Here is an 18,577-nt window from a genome sequence, read left to right as displayed (position 1 = left end):
TAAGTAGAGAACAAAGTAAAAAAACCTCTTAAAAAAAGAGGTTTTTTTACTTTGTTCTCATTATTCAGCATCCGTGTTTTGATACGCCATCTTAAACAACTTCACTTGGCTATCAATTTCTTCTGTACTACTATTAATAACATAGTAGTACTCACCAGATTTATTCTGTTCACGTGTTTTCACATTATCAGCTAATATAAGTTGTAAAATCGCCTTAATTCTCGCCTTCATTTCAATATCTAATATCGGGAAAGATATTTCTACTCGCTTCTCCATATTCCGCGTCATCCAGTCAGCTGAAGATAAGTATATTTTCTCTTCTCCATTATGATGGAAATAATAAATTCGGCTATGTTCTAAATATCTCCCGACAACACTAACTACCCGAATATTTTCACTTACATTTGGAATACCAGGCCTTAAACAACACGTTCCTCGAACGATGAGCTCTACCTTTACTCCAGCTTGTGATGCTTCATACATTTTTTTGATTAATGGTTTATCTGTTAATGAATTCATCTTAGCGATAATATATCCATTTCCATATTGCCTATGATAACGGATTTCTTCATCTATTAAATCCATAAATTGCTCTCTTATATCAAATGGTGCAACCGATAAATGATGAAAATGTGGCTTGGTTGTATAACCACTCAAATAATTAAAGAAATTTGTTGCATCGACCCCAAAGTCTTTTCGTGATGTAATATACCCGAAATCAGTATATAACTTTGCTGTTGCGTCATTATAATTTCCAGTCCCGAGATGTACGAACCTTTCGATTTTTCTGTTTTTTCTTCTTACAACTAGCGTAATTTTACTATGTGTTTTCAAGTGGCTTACACCGTAAATAACGTGACAGCCTGCCTTTTCTAATTCTTTAGCCCAATGCACATTATTTTCTTCATCAAATCTTGCCTTCAATTCAACTAATACCGTAACTTGCTTCCCTTTTTCAGCTGCTACCTTTAGCGCCTGAATAATCGGCGAATCCCCACTTACTCGATATAATGTTTGTTTAATTGCAAGTACATTCGGATCGTCTGCCGCATCACGGACAAAATCAACTACTGGCTGAAATGATTCAAAAGGATGATGTAATAAAATATCATGCTCAATTGCTTTTTCAAATACATCTTCCGCATCCCCCAAGTCTTGAGGCCGTTGCGGAATAAGAGCCGGATATACTAGATGTTCATATAAAGGAGCTAGTTTTTTATATAAAGAAAATAGACATGTTAAATCTAATGGTCCATCCATTATATACACATCTTCATCTTTTACTTCCAACACCTCATATAATAATGCTAATACTCTTTCATCAATATGCTCTTTGCCAACTTCTAAACGTACAGCAGCTCCCCACTTACGCTTTTTTAATTCTTTTTCAATTACCTTTAATAAATCCCTCGCACCTTCTTCATGAATCGTTAAATCCGCATTGCGTGTAATACGGAAACGAGTAACAGACGATACTTTATATCCTGTAAATAATTTATGAGTAAAACCACTAATTACATCTTCTAATAAAATAAATTTATGCTTTTGCCCCTCACTCGGTAAAAATATGAAACGTTCAAGTAATGAAGGAACTTGTACAATTCCTAACTTCGTGCGGTTTTCTTCCTCCACTTGTTTCTCATCATATAAAAGAGTAGCTAAATTCAAACTTTTATTTAATAACATCGGAAATGGACGATATGCATCAATAGCTACAGGTGTTAAGACTGGAAAAATCTGCTCATCAAAATACTCTTCTATAAATTCCCTCTGTTCTTTCGTCAAATCGTGGAATGTTAAACGTTCAATCCCCTCTAACTCCAGCGCTGGCAACACATAATTTTTAAACGTATCATATTGTACAGTCATTAATTCATGGGCCTTTATCGCAATTTTATTTAATTGCTTTTTTGGTGTTAAGCCAGCCTTATTTTCTGGTTGGTTAAACCCAGCACTCACTTGATCCTTCAATCCTGCTACGCGTACCATAAAGAATTCATCTAAATTGGAACTGAAAATGCTAATAAACTTTAATCTTTCCAAGAGCGGATTTGTTTCATCCTGTGCTTCTTGTAGTACACGTTCATTAAATGCTAACCAACTTAATTCTCGATTATTGTAATAAGCTGTATCATTTAAATTTACTATATTCCCCATCAACATTTCCATCCTCTTCACACTTCCCCTGAAACTTTTTTACTATAATTTAGTTACTTTTATTTTAGCAAATTACAATATTCCAAGGTGTTAATTTTTTGTAAAGACATCCGTACAACTTAACGTTTTGATTCGAAGGATAAATTAATAGTCGTTTTCAACACTCTTTCCAGCTGCTTTTTTTGTTTTTCAGCTTGCACTTTTTCCGCTAATGCCGATTGCTCACATACAATTTTAAATGTTAATCCTTCTTTACTTTCTGTTATAGATATCGATTCAACAAGCGATCTTTGTCTTATATTCAGAGCTGCTGAAAACTGTAAAACAGCCCCTAATAGACGGATTTTTTTTTGTTCATTTTTATCAAACCATCCTTCAAATGGGGACAAATGTTGTTTGAATAACATTTTTGATTTATAAGACGCAATAAGCGCTAATCTAACTCGCTCTTTATGCATCATCCCATCAATTGTTTTATTCGCTAATAAATAAAACGTATGTAAGCGGCTCGCTTCTTCGTCTATATATTTACCTATATTAAATACTTTCGCTGCTTGATGGAATACTTCCCAGTCTTTTACTGACATAGAAATCAGCCCTGTTTCTTCAAGTTGTTGACAAATGAGTCTTCCATGTTTAATAAGCTGCATTACAAATTCCATATCCATTTCATATTCATGTGATAATAAATACAAACTTTCTTCGACTACGTTCGGATAATATGAAATCCCCAAATCTTTTGTCAACTCTTCATAGAAAACACCTTCTCGTAACCCTTTTCTACTTAACACAAATGCTGGTGCCTCTATAACATTAACAAGCATATGAAAAACTTCGACTGCTGGAATAATTGTATCTGCTCGATCTTTTGCCAATCCTTCCAATTTTTGAAGTTCTATGAACGACAATGCTTCCAATTCTTCTTTCACATTTTTAATATCTTCTTCTTTCATTTTATATAAATGTACCCCTGCTATAGGATAACAAATTAAATTTTGATGGATTTTCACTAAGTTCCTCGCACTACCACCAATTGCAATAAGAGGCAATTTCTTATCAATTAACCATGGTAATGTTTGAAATTGATATTCTAAGTACGTTTGAATCTTTTCCAACTCGTCTTCAGTAGGTATATCCTCTTTAATAAATTGTTGCTTTAAAGAAAGTGCTCCAAAAGGAAAGCTATGGTACTCTAGAATCTCTCTATTTCGAAAGTATGTAACTTCTGTACTTCCTCCACCAATATCTACTGTAATTCCTTCAGAGAACGAAGTTGAATTCATAACTGCTAAATAGCCGTAACGTGCTTCCTCATATTCTGATAAGACTCTAAGAGTAAAGTCTGTTTGTCCTTCAACCAGTTTTTTAATTGCCTCTTGATTCTCAGCCTGTCTAATTGTTGCTGTTGCAACACAAAGTACATGATGCAACTGGTGGAATCGCGTACTTTCTTGAAATTGAAATAATGTTTGTAACAATACCTCTATTCCTTCTTCAATCAACACACCATCAATTAAGTAATTCCTTAACCGAGCAACCACTTTCGTATTTTCAATCTCCTTATAAAAACCTCCGTTTTGCTTTTCATAAATAACTAAACGCATTGTATTAGATCCAATATCTATAATGGCATATTGCTGTTTTAATATTTCTTTCAAACTTCTCACTCTTTCATTATCAAATTTCTAAAGCACATTCTATTACTATTATACAAAATAGTTGTTTTTTGTAACAATATTGCTTTAATATTGAAAATATATACAATCACTTTTTGCATATAATAAAAACCTCTTTTATTTATGTTATAATAATGAAAAATTGAAAGGAGATTCAATATGAAACCTTCACAACCACAATCTCAATTACAAAACCAACATTCTATTAATCGACTAGCTCAATCTATTTTCGTTGTGAATCGTCATGCTAAAGCTGCAACTAATCCGAAGTATTTATACTGGTTAAAAAAGACGGCTTTAGAACGCTTAATTGCTGAAAAAAAAGCTATTAAAGAAGGATTACATTTTTCTAGAAATCCACGTTTTAGCCAACAACAATCTGATGTTCTTATACGTTTAGGTGATTATTTTTTCCATATTCCTCCTACCAAAGAAGATTTTCGAATCCTACCACATCTTGGTCATCTTGAATCCTCCTATCGAAATCCGAAAACAACCTTATCTTTAACAGTAGCAAAAAAAACACTTCAAGATTATATTGGTGCTGAAGCACTGAAACAAGAAAAAAAATTAAGTGAACCTGTCCCATGGTATAGTCGTACTTATACAAAAAAATAAAACAGTTTGGCCAATTGTAGGCCAAACTGTTTTATTTTTTCTCTTCTTTAATTTTAATATTTGCTTGTTTATAAAAAGCTATTTTTTCTGTATTATAAGATTTTGTAAATTCATTAAACTTGTCTTTTTCTGATTCAATATCCTTATAAGATTGATTTACTACTTTTACTTTTTCACTAATATCTTTTAATTTTGTACCTTTATCTTGTAACATTGTATATAATTCTTTTTCTTGTTTTAACGATTTATTATAGCTATCATACATCTTGTTAAATGAATCTTGTCGTTTCTCATATGTGCTTTTCACTTTATCCGCTTGATCTTTCAATTTCTTATCTTCAATTTTCTTCACATATTTATCTGCTGATTTTACTTCTTCTTGTGCCTTACTTAAAGATTCTTTTTCTTTTTTAAGCACTTTGTCTCGTTCATCTGTATTTTTCACTGCTTGGTTCAATTTTTCCTTAACAGTTTGATTATTATCTTTTCCTTCTTGAACAATCTGGTTATATAATTCTTGTCCCTCTTTTTCTAAAGTTTCAAGTTTCTTTGCATCTTCAAACATTGTTTTTTCTTGCTTTGCAGCATTTTCAAATGCAACATATAATTCCTCTTCTGGTTTCGGTCCGAAACAACCGGCTAATAAAGTCATTGATAATGCAGTTACAATTGCTAATTTACTATATTTCAACATCTTCTTCCTCCTACTTATATACGATCATCGTGTAAAAAGCTATGAAAATTATACATCCTTCTATAAACTCCATACTCGCACCTTTTCTACGAAAATCATTGATATTGTTTATAATGCTTGTACAAATTGTATTACTTAAAATTACATTTTACTTTTTTGAACCAATTAGCAGTTTCATATCCATCTTTTACTTAGCACTTTTTAAAGCCTGTTCATACTATGTATTACATAAAAGTACAACGGAATTCATCACAGCCATAATAATTTGAAGAACAACAGCAATAATAATTCACCTGATAAAAGATGATCGTTGTTCTCTCACGTCTATCATTCTATCATTCCCTTTCCGGCTTTCTATCAAATAATCTATTTGTTCATTTTACACAGTATAAATGCTATCTTGCAACAACTTACAATTATTCTTGTCATTCCCTAAAAAGGAAAAGTGTAGAGCATGCTTTCCTCTACACTTTTAAAATGAAACACATTGTGCAAAATGCATTGACACATCCATCATAATTATATGCTTATTCCATATATTTTTAAAGACTTTTATTACAATAAAAGTTCTTTTTGTAATAAAAGTCAAAAAAATGTTACATTCAAAACTTCTTCATATCATATTTCTTCAAATCAAGGTTTCACTCATTTTCTTACAAATCCCTATGCTGGTACAATTGATTTTGTGCCTTTCTTAACAATTCTTCAAAAGTTTTTCCTTCTATTGGATAACTAGCAGCTCCAAATAATAGCGTCATACTTAACAAACCATTTTCTATTTCACTTTCAATATTTTTCATTAATCGATTTGTTATTGTCGACTTTTCATGTCCGTTATCAATCGCCACAATAACATACTTATTTTCATCCCACCTAGTAACGACATCTCCTTTACGAATTGTCTTTACAATCGTACTCTCCAATTTTTGTACTAACACCTCCAATTTTTTTTCTTGCACTGTTTCTTTTAGTTCTTTCCATTCTTTCACAGAAAGAATGTACACTGTAATATTATGAGAATCCCGTTCTGATAAAGCAGCTACTTTCTCAAAGAAATCAACTACAAAATCATTACTTGCCATCCCCCCTACTTCCGTATCCATACGCCCACTCGCTCTTTTATCATACCAATGTCCAAAATAATAGCTGAGTATCATTTGCAATATATAAATAATAAAGACGGTATAAAATGATCGCGAATCCAGTTTTGTAATTACATCCTGAAGCGCAATCCATTCTGTAACTGCCACTGTATTCCCAAGTAATAACCCACTAATTTTCCCTTTATGTTTCATACTTCTCCTCCTTTCTATACCAATATATGTTTCTATAACAATTATGTTTTTCTACAAAATAAAAAATGTACATATTGAGTGTACATTTCCGCTTAAGCTTGTCTACCATTTCTATTCTATTTCATATATATACTATATATCGTTTTAGAAAGAGGTGACTTATATGCTACAAAAAGAGAATCTATCAGATATTATACGTTTACTAGCAGGTTTTCTATTATCATTAAAATTACTGTTTAATTCTTTCGGAGTGAACTTTATTACAAACGATCAAATTGATGCTATTGTAAATGTTGCTTCCTTTCTTTTCATTTTATATTTTGGTTATAAAAATAATTATGTAGGAAAAAAAGGAATCGAGCAAAAAAAAGTACTCAAAAAACACAACCTTCATTAAAAAAGGAACCTTTCTTACAGGTTCCTTTTTATCATTGCCGCACAACAACCTCATTTGTTTGTAGCGGGCCATATGATACTCCTTTATATTGAAATGTATATGTAGCCTGAAATAATGCGTTTTTGATTGCTTTATCTCTATTTGCTTTTATTTTACAAATTAGTTCTACTTTCTCATTCGGTAATAAATTATCAATTCGCCACCTTACAAGCTGGAACAAAAACTCGCTCATCCCCTTATCAGCCTTTAATGAATTTGGGATATATGCAAAATAATCTCGAATCATATGACTTACTACAACTCGTGAAATCATTTCCATTCCTTTATTTTCTACTTCAATTCGAATAATAAGTATGTCATTTACATCATAGGTCAGTTCATATGAAAATTTTTCTTTATACATACTACGGATTTGCAATGTAACTGCTACATTAGGACATTCGTTTTCCTTTTTTGAGCCATCAATCCATAACACCGGTTGTAGCGGCATTGAACGCCTACCTTGATCTGAAATTCGTTTCCATATTTTCATAATAATATTCACCCCATTTCAGATGCATCATATCCATACGACCTTATTCTGCCTCTCCACACAATATTAATAAAGCTTGTTACAAACGATATATAGTTATTACTCTTCCTTTTATCCTATTCGACAATATAAAGAAAAAACCATTTTTCCTCTGTTAACAGAAGGTATTCTTACGGAAATATTTTTTTACAATTTCCTTCATTGACTTTACACCAATACTAAGTATTGCTCACTCTTTCTCTGTCCATACAACAGAATATTTTGGCGGAAGAAAAAGTTTGCCTTTTAGTCAAATTTGACTATAATATTCTTTATGGCTTTGTCAGTGCACTTATGTAAATTGATTTAAAAAACTATATTTCAAATTTTTATGCGCTGCACTCAAAACTTCATATATTTTACTATTATTAAAGGAGGGTTATATTTGGAATCTCAATTATCAAAAAAAGACTCCAACAATACAAAATTTGTTGTTGCAGGTTTATTACTTGGTATTTTAATGGCGGCAATGGATAATACAATCGTTGCAACAGCAATGGCAACGATTGTTGGAGACCTAGGAGGATTTGACAAGTTCGTTTGGGTCACGTCTGCATATATGGTAGCAACAATGGCAGGGATGCCTATCTTCGGAAAACTTTCTGATATGTACGGACGGAAACGCTTTTATATTGGTGGTCTCATTCTTTTCTTATTTGGTTCTGCACTTTGCGGGACAGCATCTAGTATTGAGCAACTAAGTATTTATAGAGCAATTCAAGGGATCGGTGGCGGTGCTCTTATGCCTATCGCCTTCACGATTATGTACGATATATTCCCACCAGAAAAGCGTGGGAAAATGACAGGGCTATTTGGTGCGGTTTTCGGGACATCTAGTGTATTTGGCCCTTTATTAGGTGCTTATATTACAGACTATATAAGTTGGCATTGGGTCTTCTATATTAATATTCCATTAGGAATTATCTCCTTCTTCTTCATTACTAAATACTACAGTGAATCTCTAGAATTTAGAAAACAAAAAATTGATTGGGCTGGCGCTATTACACTTGTTATTAGTATCGTTTGCTTAATGTTTGCCTTAGAACTTGGTGGTAAAGAATACGCATGGAATTCCACTGTAATTATCGGTTTATTTACAACAGTTGTTATTATGCTTATTATTTTCTTCTTCGTAGAACGAAAAGCAACTGAGCCTATCATTTCTTTCCATCTATTTAAAAAACCTTTATTCGCAGCTAGCCAAGGCGTTGCCTTTTTCTATGGTGCCGCTTTTATTATCTGTACAGTTTATATCCCAATCTTCGTTCAAGGTGTTCTCGGTGGTTCAGCCTCCAATGCTGGATTAATTTTAACACCTATGATGGTTGGCTCTGTAATTGGAAGTCAAACAGGTGGACAGTTAGCTTCTCGAACAAGCTATCGTAACATCATGATGGTATCTGGCATTTTCTTCGTAATTGGTATTTATTTACTAAGCACTTTAACAATGGATACACCTCGTCTACTTGTAACGCTATTTATGGTTCTCACTGGACTTGGAGTTGGTTTCTCGTTCTCAGTTTTAAGTATGTCTTCTATCCACAAGTTAGAAATGCGAGACCGTGGTTCTGCTACATCAACAAACTCATTCTTCCGTTCACTCGGTATGACTCTTGGTGTAACGATTTTTGGTACAATTCAAAACCATATTTTTACTACTAAATTAAACACTGTGTTCCCTCCTGAACTAGCTAAATTAGTTCCAAAAGGCGGAGACACAAGTTTCTTATTATCACAAGGTGCTACCGAGAAGATTCCAGCTGAAATATTAACTGGTATTAAAGATGCTCTCGCTACCTCTATTGCCAGTACATTCTTCTGGGCACTGATCCCGGCTGTACTAAGTGTTATTTGTATTTTACTTATGGGAAATGAACGCCTCTTTACAGGTCCAAAAACGAAACAAAAACAAAAGCAAGTAAGTTAATATAAAGAAAAGAAACGGCATATCCCTTTATGAAAACGGATATGCCGTTTATAATATGTATAAAGTTTTTATTTATAGGAGTTGAGACAGCATGAGCATGAAATTAGTCATTCTCGGCTTGCTACTCGAAGGAGATAAACATCCATATGAAGTGCAACACATCATGAAAGAACGACAAATGGATTGTTATATTAAATATGCAAAAGGATCACTTTACTACGCCTTCGAGCAATTAGAAAAGCAGGGTGCAATTCGTATTACCACGATTGTTCGAGATACGAATAGACCCGATAAAACAATCTTTCATATAACAGAAGAAGGTAAACGGTTATTTCACACGTTACTATTAAAACAATTCGAGGCACAAAATCAAATATATAAACCAATTTATTCAGCACTCTCTTTCGCTCATTTTGGTGATGATCAAGAGTTAATTCCTATTTTAGAAAAAAAGAAAAATGATACCGTTCAATATTTACATAAAATGCAAACTATATATGATTGTAGTAAAGGACAAATTCCACGTGCACAACTATATATTTTACAAAGCGTTATTGAACATATTACAGTTGAATTGCAATGGTTAAACACCCTCCTTACAGATGCAGTTGCAGGGCGACTGTCAGAAATTGATATAGATACAAATTAAACTTATAAAGAAGAAACTGTAAAAAGACAATAAAGTTATTTCTTTTTACCCCCTAAAACAAGCATAGCCCCGTTCTAACTTAGGACGAGGGATGCTTGTTTTATTTTCGCTATAAGATACTTATTTCACTGCACTCAAAAATATAACAAAGATTTATTTATCACCGGTATCCCATAATAGAAGATTATTTCTTAAAATTCTATATAAAAAGGATGTTGATTTTCATCCAAACTGTATTCAATTCTTTGTCTGAAATTCATAAAATTCACCATCTCTAACGCCTGCTCAATAGGATAGAACCCTACTTCCAAACTTTCTGGTGTAGTCGTTAATTTACCTCCAACTGGTCTAGCTAAAAACAACGTATTACAGATTGAATGGTTCACATTTTGGAATACTCCACAAAATTTTAATACTTCAATATCAATACCTGTTTCCTCTTTAGTCTCCCTTATTGCAGCATCTTTCAAAGACTCCCCTTCTTCAACTTGTCCACCTGGCATTTCCCATCCTCTTCTAGGTCCCTTAATTAATAGAATTTCTTTTTGTTCATTAATTACAATTGTCGCTGCTGAAACTATATGTTTTGGTGGTGAATAAATATTTTTTGTACTTTGTTCCAATTGAAATTCCCCATTTCTATAAACTTAGTATATTTATCTTTATACAGGAGCCTTACTCTTTCTTGTGATACGTTACTATTTCAAAATGAACCATTCAATTTCCTTCCATCTCCCAAAATACGGAAGAGTTTTCAAATAAAATAACTCGTATCTTATCTCTATACAAGTGTATACTTCTTTGTATGTTTAATCGCTCTTCATTTCAATTCCCTTCGCCTTAAAAAACTCAGAAAAATCATAATAATTAAAATTAAAAACTTTAGAATTTTCTTATTTTAAAACAGTAGACAAAATTCCAAAAATTGTGTTAGAATTTGTTTCAATATCATATCGCTTGTTAACTTCCTTTCAAAAGGAAAATAGGTACACGAAAATTTCGTTTCGTGTTTAAAAGGGAAGCTTGGTGAAACTCCAACACGGTCCCGCCACTGTAAATGCTGAGATTTCTTTTCTATGCCACTGTGAAAACGGGAAGGTAAAAGAGATTATATGAAGCATAAGTCAGGAGACCTGCCTGTTTTAACAACACTGATAGATTCACGGATGATGATGAGGTGTTAAAACAAAAAGGAAGGCTTATTTTCTATGCCTTTATGCTTTTTGTTATAGGTATTTCCTAGTAAACGGAAATGCTTACTTTCAATTAGGGAGGAATTTAAAATGGCAATTCAAACAAGTAACTTAGGTTATCCACGTATCGGACTACAACGAGAGTGGAAAAAGACATTGGAAGCTTTTTGGTCCAATAAAATCGATGAAGAACAATTTTTAACAAAGATGAAAGAAATTCGCCTTCAACACGTAAAAGTACAGCAAGAAAAAGAGATTGAACTCATTCCAATTGGCGACTTTACATATTATGATCACGTTTTGGATACTGCTTATATGCTAGGATTTATCCCATCACGTTTTTCTGAGTTTACATCTTACCTTGATGTATATTTCGCAATGGCGCGTGGCTCTAAAGATCACGTAGCTTCTGAAATGACAAAATGGTTTAACACAAACTATCATTATATCGTTCCTGAATATGAAGAGGGATTACAAATCTCTTTAAAAGATAATCGTCCACTTCGCTTATACGAAGAGGCAAAACAAGAATTAGGAGTAGATGGAAAACCTGTTATTTTAGGACCATATACTTTCTTAAAATTAGCTAAAGGTTATACACAAGAACAATTTACTACGATTTTAAAACAATTAGTTGCACCATACGTACAACTGCTTTCAGAACTACATGCAGCTGGTGCACAAGTCATTCAAGTTGATGAACCGATTTTCGCTTCTTTAACGAAAGAAGAAGTTCAACAAGCAAAAGAAATTTATGAAGCTATTCGTAAAGAAGTTCCAAATGCGAATCTTCTTTTACAAACATATTTTGATAGTGTAGAAGAAAACTATGAAGAAATTATTACATTCCCTGTATCCGGTATTGGATTAGATTTCGTTCATGGTAAAGAAGGTAATCTACATGCTATTTCAAAATATGGATTCCCAGCTGATAAAATTTTAGCTGTCGGTTGTATAGATGGCCGTAACATTTGGAGAGCTGACCTTGATGAAGTTATTACGTTATTTACAACGTTACAAAAAGAAGTCCAAACGAAAGACTTCATCGTTCAGCCTTCTTGTAGCTTATTGCATACACCAATCGATAAAACAGAAGAAACTCACTTATCGACTGAACTATTCGATGCGTTAGCATTTGCAAATCAAAAATTAGAAGAGTTAGTTCTCATTCACTCTGCTCTCACTAAAGGTACAGAAAGTATTAGTAATGAGCTGGAAACATATCGAAATGTACATCATACAATTCGTTCATCTGCTGTACGTAACCGTGAAGATGTCAAAGCAGCACGAACAGCACTAAAAGAAGAAGATTTTTCACGTCCTCTTCCATTTGAAAAACGATACGAATTACAACAAGTTGCCCTAGAGTTACCGTTATTACCAACAACGACTATTGGTAGCTTCCCGCAAACAACTGAAGTTCGTCAAACGCGAAAAGAATGGCGTAACGGTGTTATTTCAAATGAACAATATGAGCAATTTATTGAAAAAGAGACAGAAAAATGGATTCGTTACCAAGAAGAAATTGGTCTTGATGTCCTTGTACATGGTGAATTCGAAAGAACTGACATGGTCGAATATTTTGGTGAGCGCCTTGCTGGTTTCTCATTCACTAAAAACGGTTGGGTACAATCATACGGTTCTCGCTGCGTAAAACCACCTGTTATTTATGGTGATGTTGCCTTTATTAATGGAATGACTATTAAGGAAACGGTTTATGCACAAAGCTTAACAGAGAAAGTTGTAAAAGGAATGTTAACTGGACCTGTTACGATTTTAAATTGGTCTTTCGTTCGAAATGACATTCCAAGAAAAGAAGTTTCGTATCAAATTGCATTAGCTCTTCGTCACGAAATTGAACTACTTGAATCTTCCGGAATTCGAGTAATCCAAGTCGATGAGCCAGCACTTCGTGAAGGAATGCCACTAAAAGAAAAAGATTGGGACGCTTATATTACATGGGCAGTACAATCCTTCCTTTTAGCAACTTCTTCTGTAGCAAATGAAACACAAATTCATACGCATATGTGTTACAGTAACTTCGAAGATATTGTTGATGCGATTCGCGCATTAGATGCAGATGTGATTTCTATCGAAACATCAAGAAGTCACGGTGAATTTATTGACACATTAAAACATACAACATATGAAAAAGGCATCGGTCTAGGTGTATATGATATTCATAGTCCACGTGTACCGAGTAAAGATGAAATGTATAAAATCGTGGAACAATCTTTAGAAGTATGCGATCCTAAATATTTCTGGATTAATCCTGATTGTGGTTTAAAAACGAGAAGAACGGAAGAAGTTATCCCGGCTTTAGAACACATGGTGCAAGCAGCAAAAGATGCACGTTCCCTACTAAAAACAAACGCATAACGAAAATGGGTTATCCTTTTTGAGGATAACCCATTTTTTATTCTTTACTTTCAAAAAAGAATTCGTATTGTATTTTATATAATTCATCATCCGTTGGTTCTTCAAGAGGAGTTGCTTGTAAGACAACTGTATACTCACCATTTGGAATAGGGATTTGAAATTTATTTGAAAGAATACTTGTTACAACGATACATTCATTTTCAATTGTAAAAGGAACTGTAACCGTTCTAATCACTTCTTCTTTCTCAATATGCTTCCCGCAAGTCACTTTTACTTCACAAGTATAATCAGAGAGTGCTTCAAAAATAACAGTTCCATCCGCCTTCGCATAACCTCTTTCAAAATCTTCATCCGTCCAGTCAACGTAAGGCTGATCACCGTCATAGTTCATCAACATTAATTGCGAATACGAAATTGTTAACTCCATAGGTCACTTCTCCTTCATTATGAAATATGCAACTACTACTTTACGTCAAATTTCACACGTGTACCATCTGGGTATTTATCTAACTTATTCCCTACCCAAGACCCTGCCCCGCGATTATCGGCTGGACTTATATATTCAATATGTGCTCCTTTTCCGCCTTCTTTACACATCGCCATTGGCCATTCATCACGATCATACCCTTTTTTTGATGGGTATGGAGCTAACGATAATTTTCTTCTATCCGCAGCGCCACCACGGTCGATTGTACAAACTTCTGAATGCCCTTCTTTTATAGCATCGGTAATATGTTTCCCTGTCTCTGGATATCGCTCTTTCGGAAATTCTAGAACTTGATCATACGCATTTGTTTTTTTGATACTTGTTTCTTCTGGAACAAGTACTTCATACACCGCTACTACAATAGAAAGAATTGCAATAATTGAAATGATAATACCTTTTAATTGCTTCATGTATACCTCCATGATTCTACCAGTTTCTTTTCCTCCGTTATTATAACAAACTTCTCCTGTATATGTTTTCAGACATTATTTTAGCTCTTCTTCGCCATTCCGCCAAAAAACTCTCATTTTCCTTCATCTTTTCACTAATGCTGTAGAAAACTAATAACCTTCCGACATTCTTTTTTAAAGGAAGTCCTCATAAAAGATTGAAATGATATATACGATACTTTTTGGGGAGGAAATAACATGGAAGCTATCTATAAAACGAAAGATGTCACGAATAAAACAGGCATCCCAAAACATATAGTCCGTAAATATAGCCAACTGTTAGAGGAACATGGTTATATCATTTCAAAAACAGCTGATGCTCGTATTTATAAACTGGATGATTTAAAACTATTGAAATCTATACATGAAAGAGCTGCTAAACTGCAAGAAGATATTTCAGAAACGATACCTATTATTTTAAAAGAAAAAGAGGACCCGCCTGTACCCGCTATACAAGATAAGCAAGAAATACAAACGAAAGAAAAAGAAGATGGGCGTAACTTTGAGGAGTTCATGTTAAAACTTGAAATGCTCGCTCAATTAAATGAAGCAATTATTCATCAAAATTCTACTCTTATTACCCAAAATCGTTTAAAAGATGAAAAGCTAGATGAATTGATGCAACAAGTTTATGTAAAAGAAGGCTCTCAAGAAAAAATGCTACAAGAGTTAGTAGATCATGCCGCTCAAACAGATGCCCTGCAAAAAGAAAAGATGGACTTATTAATGAATCATATGTATAAACGAGAATCCAAGCAAGAGGAAAAAATGAATAAACTCGTAAATCAAATTTATAATAAAGACAGCAACCGGGATGCACAACTTATGCAAGTGATTCGCGAAATTCAAGAAACAAAAAGATTAGTCGCAGCTTCGAAAGAACAAAGTTTTTTTCAATCATTTAGAAGTTTATTTAGCCGATCAAAACAAGAAAAAACATCTGAATAAAATAATATTTTTTTCCTATATAAAATAAAAAGTTACCTGCCATCGGTAACTTTTATTCCTTATTTCTTACAGCTGGCAATATAATAATCGCTTCAGTTCCTTTCCCACTTTCGCTTTTATATTCCAGCGTACCATTATGCGCTTGTAAAATACTAAATGTTACCATAAGCCCTAATCCTGTCCCTTTTTCTTTTAAAGAATAATACGGTTGTCCCAGTCTTACTAACTGTTCTTTCGTCATTCCAACACCACTATCTTTAACTCTTATTACTATCGTTTCATCTTTTTGCATAGCCGTTACTTTTAAATATCCTTTATTTCCTTGGATTGCTTCAATACCATTTTTAACAACATTCATAATAGCTTGCTTCAATTTCGTCTTATCACCGATCGTATAAAGACTTTCAGAAATCTCAACTTGCAAATATACACCTTGCATCGCAGCAAATGATGACATAAGAGTTGTCATTTCTATTAATTGAGCGGATAAGCAAATGTGTTCTTTTTTCTCAATTTGTGGCCTTGCTAAATTCAAATAATCTGAAATAATTTGTTCTGCCCGATCCAATTCGGCTAATACGAGACGCATATAATCCTTATTTTTCACATCTTCCGTACTTTCTAACAATTGAATAAAACCACGAACAACAGTGAGTGGATTTCGAACCTCATGTGCAACACTTGCTGCCAACTCACTTACAATATTAAGCTTTTCTGACTTTTGCATCTCTGTACGTAGTATTGCATTTTCATTTAAATATTCTGTTAAGTACACTTGAAATACCATAGTCATAACCATAGTAAGCGAAGCAAATATATATCCGCTATATAAGTGTGAAATATGTGGTGTAAACCCCGTTTCTAACAGAACGTTAATCATGCCAATCACTAAAGAAACAAGTACGTATAGTGATGAAATCATAAATGCTAAAATTAGCTTCTTATCCCTTGAAAATAGAGACCATTTCTTTGATAAAAATAATGGAACTATCAATAGAAATATTACTTCTATGACTGGAAGAAGGCTCATTCCCTTTAGCGCCCATTCATATGCAACAAAAATAACGGCCGGGATTAAACCAACAATCCCACCATATAAAAAACCACTAACAATCGGGATTGGGTGAAAATTATACCCACAAATGTCACCAAAACAAATAGAGTATGTCATGGAGAGAATGAGTGTAATGCTGGATAAAAACATAATAAAGTAGCGGTTCGGCTTCGGAGGCATTTCTTGATAACGATTTAAACGAATCGCTTCATATAAAAATAGTGGCAAAATAATGATGGCAATTTGGATCATTAAATCACGGATCAGCTCCATAGCCTCTCATCCCCTATATGTATTTTGATATGATTATATCATTTTACGGGTTTATTTGTTTTAAAATTTTGATTTTTCTTAACATATTTGTTAATTCTTTGTTAACAACACATAATAATTGTTACAGATTTTCGAAATGAATGTAAACCCTGTACCAAATTTCTGCCCGACAGTATACAATGAATACGGATTACAAAGAAAATAAAAAATACTTCATGAGACGGACAACTATAGCAAAATACAGCATATAATCCATACTATCTATGTTTACAAATAAGTGATCATTATTTTAGTAGGAGGAAGATAAATATGGCGGGTACTACGCTTGTTTTAAAAGAAGAAAATTTGGTCGTTCTAGAAAATGTTGAAAAATCAGTATATGAAGAATTACAGCATAAAACCGGAGAAGAAAATTGCACATGTGCTGTGAATGAATCAGTTGTTCACCTTGGCAAAGTATCCTCTGTACTTTGGAATGAAGATGAAATAGATTGGGAGTACGGATATTAAAAAGTCGCTTACAGCGGCTTTTTTTCTATTATCCCTCTCTTTCTACATAACATATACACAAGCGAAATCATAGAAAATATGTTAAAATGAACTTAATTTTCAAACGGAAGAAAGGGAGATACAATGGAACAATTCATTAACCCTAGAGTGAAGGACATCCAAATTTCTGGAATCCGTCAATTCTCTAACATGATTCAAAACTATGATAATCTTATCTCTTTAACAATTGGACAACCCGATTTCCCTACACCTTCTCTCGTAAAAGAAGCGGCAAAACGGGCTATTACAGAAAATTATACAAGCTATACACATAACGCTGGTTTACTAGAATTACGCAAGGCAGCTTGTAACTTTGTAAAAGATAACTACGATTTACAGTATTCACCTGAAAACGAAACCATCGTTACAATCGGTGCCAGTGAAGCAATTGATATTGCATTTCGAACAATTTTAGAGCCAGGAACAGAAGTTATTTTACCTGCCCCTATTTATCCAGGATACGAACCAATTATTCGACTATGCGGTGCTACACCTATTTTTATCGATGTTCGTGAAACTGGCTTCCGTTTAACAGCCGAAGCGCTAGAAAATGCTATTACAGAAAAAACAAGATGCGTCGTACTGCCGTATCCTTCTAATCCAACTGGTGTAACTTTATCAAAAGAAGAATTACAGGATATTGTAACTGTTTTAAAAGATAAAAATATTTTCGTCCTTTCTGATGAAATTTATAGCGAACTTGTATATGAACAAAAGCATACATCTATCGCTCATTTCCCAGAAATGCGTGAAAAGACTATCGTCATTAACGGTTTATCAAAATCTCATTCTATGACTGGCTGGCGTATCGGTCTATTATTCGCACCAAGCTATTTAGCAGGACATATACTAAAAGTTCATCAATACAACGTAACGTGTGCTACTTCAATCGCTCAATATGCTGCAATTGAAGCATTAACAGCTGCTAAAGATGCACCAAAAATGATGCGTCATCAATACAAGAAACGCCGCGATTATGTATATAATCGACTCATTCAAATGGGCTTAACAGTTGAAAAGCCAACAGGTGCATTTTACTTATTCCCATATGTTGGTCATTTAACATCTTCATCATTTGATTTTGCACTTGACCTTGTCAAAGAAGCTGGACTAGCTGTCGTTCCTGGAACTGCATTTTCTGAATATGGTGAAGGCTATCTTCGCTTGTCCTATGCGTATAGTATTGAAACTTTAAAAGAAGGCTGTGATCGATTAGAGGCCTTTCTACAACAAAAAGCTAAGAGTTAAACTCTTAGCTTTT

17 protein-coding genes and 1 riboswitch are annotated in these 18,577 nt (G+C 33.6%); of the genes, 8 read left to right on the top strand and 9 right to left on the bottom strand.

The features are described from left to right. Nucleotides 1–60: 60 nt before the first annotated feature. Nucleotides 61–2,169, bottom strand: coding sequence for a polyphosphate kinase (locus QEP67_RS07410; protein ID WP_353706554.1), 2,109 nt, complete (start codon nt 2,167–2,169; stop codon nt 61–63). Between the two features lie 107 nt (nt 2,170–2,276). Beyond that, nucleotides 2,277–3,815 carry an exopolyphosphatase gene (ppx, locus tag QEP67_RS07405; RefSeq protein WP_000658839.1) on the bottom strand — a complete coding sequence of 513 codons (1,539 nt, stop codon included), beginning with the start codon at nt 3,813–3,815 and terminating at the stop codon, nt 2,277–2,279. A gap of 177 nt (nt 3,816–3,992) precedes the next feature. On the opposite strand from ppx, the gene QEP67_RS07400 reads away from it, so the two are divergent. Then, nucleotides 3,993–4,451: a YkyB family protein gene (locus QEP67_RS07400; protein ID WP_000804863.1), complete on the top strand. Its 459-nt coding sequence runs from the start codon at nt 3,993–3,995 to the stop codon at nt 4,449–4,451. A gap of 31 nt (nt 4,452–4,482) precedes the next feature. Here the strand turns inward: QEP67_RS07400 and QEP67_RS07395 are convergent, their stop codons facing one another. Next, nucleotides 4,483–5,145 (bottom strand): YkyA family protein, encoded by a 663-nt coding sequence (locus tag QEP67_RS07395; protein WP_000922489.1) that lies wholly within the window; start codon nt 5,143–5,145, stop codon nt 4,483–4,485. Between the two features lie 653 nt (nt 5,146–5,798). Continuing rightward, nucleotides 5,799–6,440 carry a diguanylate cyclase gene (locus tag QEP67_RS07390; RefSeq protein WP_000680839.1) on the bottom strand — a complete coding sequence of 214 codons (642 nt, stop codon included), beginning with the start codon at nt 6,438–6,440 and terminating at the stop codon, nt 5,799–5,801. Nucleotides 6,441–6,603: 163 nt separating this feature from the next. Between QEP67_RS07390 and QEP67_RS07385 the strand changes: the two genes are divergently transcribed. Next, complete coding sequence (locus QEP67_RS07385; RefSeq protein WP_000939452.1) at nt 6,604–6,837, top strand: SPP1 phage holin family protein; 234 nt, start codon at nt 6,604–6,606, stop codon at nt 6,835–6,837. A gap of 31 nt (nt 6,838–6,868) precedes the next feature. Here the strand turns inward: QEP67_RS07385 and QEP67_RS07380 are convergent, their stop codons facing one another. After that, entirely contained in the window at nt 6,869–7,369 is a 501-nt protein-coding gene (locus QEP67_RS07380) for a hypothetical protein (protein WP_000708185.1), read from the bottom strand. A gap of 424 nt (nt 7,370–7,793) precedes the next feature. Between QEP67_RS07380 and QEP67_RS07375 the strand changes: the two genes are divergently transcribed. After that, the gene (locus tag QEP67_RS07375) at nt 7,794–9,335 is read left to right on the top strand and encodes an MDR family MFS transporter (RefSeq protein ID WP_000445748.1); all 1,542 of its coding nucleotides are present in this window, start codon (nt 7,794–7,796) and stop codon (nt 9,333–9,335) included. 91 nt (nt 9,336–9,426) lie between these two features. Further along, on the top strand, nt 9,427–9,984 hold the full coding sequence (locus QEP67_RS07370) for a PadR family transcriptional regulator (RefSeq protein ID WP_000062072.1): 558 nt from the start codon (nt 9,427–9,429) through the stop codon (nt 9,982–9,984). Nucleotides 9,985–10,175: 191 nt separating this feature from the next. Here QEP67_RS07370 and QEP67_RS07365 read toward each other — a convergent pair whose 3' ends face one another. Continuing rightward, entirely contained in the window at nt 10,176–10,607 is a 432-nt protein-coding gene (locus QEP67_RS07365) for an NUDIX hydrolase (RefSeq protein WP_000438217.1), read from the bottom strand. Between the two features lie 344 nt (nt 10,608–10,951). Next, nucleotides 10,952–11,140, top strand: a riboswitch (cobalamin riboswitch). Nucleotides 11,141–11,267: 127 nt separating this feature from the next. On the opposite strand from QEP67_RS07365, the gene metE reads away from it, so the two are divergent. Further along, nucleotides 11,268–13,556 (top strand): 5-methyltetrahydropteroyltriglutamate--homocysteine S-methyltransferase, encoded by a 2,289-nt coding sequence (gene metE / locus QEP67_RS07360; RefSeq protein WP_353706553.1) that lies wholly within the window; start codon nt 11,268–11,270, stop codon nt 13,554–13,556. A 37-nt stretch (nt 13,557–13,593) separates the two neighbouring features. On the opposite strand, the gene comJ is transcribed toward metE, so the two are convergent. Then, a complete protein-coding gene (gene comJ / locus QEP67_RS07355) occupies nt 13,594–13,983 on the bottom strand; it encodes a competence protein ComJ (protein WP_000424013.1) in 390 nt (129 codons plus the stop codon). A gap of 35 nt (nt 13,984–14,018) precedes the next feature. Beyond that, nucleotides 14,019–14,453: a DNA-entry nuclease gene (gene nucA / locus QEP67_RS07350; RefSeq protein ID WP_000811502.1), complete on the bottom strand. Its 435-nt coding sequence runs from the start codon at nt 14,451–14,453 to the stop codon at nt 14,019–14,021. Between the two features lie 237 nt (nt 14,454–14,690). On the opposite strand from nucA, the gene QEP67_RS07345 reads away from it, so the two are divergent. Beyond that, nucleotides 14,691–15,440, top strand: coding sequence for a DUF3967 domain-containing protein (locus tag QEP67_RS07345; RefSeq protein ID WP_000387497.1), 750 nt, complete (start codon nt 14,691–14,693; stop codon nt 15,438–15,440). Nucleotides 15,441–15,492: 52 nt separating this feature from the next. Here QEP67_RS07345 and kinB read toward each other — a convergent pair whose 3' ends face one another. After that, the gene (gene kinB / locus QEP67_RS07340; protein WP_000420379.1) at nt 15,493–16,767 is read right to left on the bottom strand and encodes a sporulation sensor histidine kinase KinB; all 1,275 of its coding nucleotides are present in this window, start codon (nt 16,765–16,767) and stop codon (nt 15,493–15,495) included. Nucleotides 16,768–17,076: 309 nt separating this feature from the next. On the opposite strand from kinB, the gene QEP67_RS07335 reads away from it, so the two are divergent. Further along, complete coding sequence (locus tag QEP67_RS07335) at nt 17,077–17,277, top strand: hypothetical protein (protein ID WP_000929285.1); 201 nt, start codon at nt 17,077–17,079, stop codon at nt 17,275–17,277. 123 nt (nt 17,278–17,400) lie between these two features. After that, nucleotides 17,401–18,564, top strand: coding sequence for an aminotransferase A (locus QEP67_RS07330; protein ID WP_000434595.1), 1,164 nt, complete (start codon nt 17,401–17,403; stop codon nt 18,562–18,564). Nucleotides 18,565–18,577 lie beyond the last annotated feature (13 nt).

This window comes from Bacillus cereus group sp. MS39 (genome assembly GCF_040448665.1).
Lineage (GTDB): Bacteria > Bacillota > Bacilli > Bacillales > Bacillaceae_G > Bacillus_A > Bacillus_A wiedmannii.
This window is presented reverse-complemented; position numbering and strand designations above follow the sequence as displayed.

What these genes read in the sequence shown, in the direction of transcription:
- QEP67_RS07410 (WP_353706554.1), bottom strand. Translation starts at nt 2,169, where the DNA reads ATGGAAATGTTGATGGGGAATATAGTAAATTTAAATGATACAGCTTAT.
- kinB (WP_000420379.1), bottom strand. Translation starts at nt 16,767, where the DNA reads ATGGAGCTGATCCGTGATTTAATGATCCAAATTGCCATCATTATTTTG.
- QEP67_RS07395 (WP_000922489.1), bottom strand. Translation starts at nt 5,145, where the DNA reads ATGTTGAAATATAGTAAATTAGCAATTGTAACTGCATTATCAATGACT.
- QEP67_RS07335 (WP_000929285.1), top strand. Translation starts at nt 17,077, where the DNA reads ATGGCGGGTACTACGCTTGTTTTAAAAGAAGAAAATTTGGTCGTTCTA.
- QEP67_RS07400 (WP_000804863.1), top strand. Translation starts at nt 3,993, where the DNA reads ATGAAACCTTCACAACCACAATCTCAATTACAAAACCAACATTCTATT.
- QEP67_RS07370 (WP_000062072.1), top strand. Translation starts at nt 9,427, where the DNA reads ATGAGCATGAAATTAGTCATTCTCGGCTTGCTACTCGAAGGAGATAAA.
- metE (WP_353706553.1), top strand. Translation starts at nt 11,268, where the DNA reads ATGGCAATTCAAACAAGTAACTTAGGTTATCCACGTATCGGACTACAA.
- QEP67_RS07380 (WP_000708185.1), bottom strand. Translation starts at nt 7,369, where the DNA reads ATGAAAATATGGAAACGAATTTCAGATCAAGGTAGGCGTTCAATGCCG.
- QEP67_RS07385 (WP_000939452.1), top strand. Translation starts at nt 6,604, where the DNA reads ATGCTACAAAAAGAGAATCTATCAGATATTATACGTTTACTAGCAGGT.
- QEP67_RS07390 (WP_000680839.1), bottom strand. Translation starts at nt 6,440, where the DNA reads ATGAAACATAAAGGGAAAATTAGTGGGTTATTACTTGGGAATACAGTG.
- QEP67_RS07345 (WP_000387497.1), top strand. Translation starts at nt 14,691, where the DNA reads ATGGAAGCTATCTATAAAACGAAAGATGTCACGAATAAAACAGGCATC.
- nucA (WP_000811502.1), bottom strand. Translation starts at nt 14,453, where the DNA reads ATGAAGCAATTAAAAGGTATTATCATTTCAATTATTGCAATTCTTTCT.
- comJ (WP_000424013.1), bottom strand. Translation starts at nt 13,983, where the DNA reads ATGGAGTTAACAATTTCGTATTCGCAATTAATGTTGATGAACTATGAC.
- QEP67_RS07330 (WP_000434595.1), top strand. Translation starts at nt 17,401, where the DNA reads ATGGAACAATTCATTAACCCTAGAGTGAAGGACATCCAAATTTCTGGA.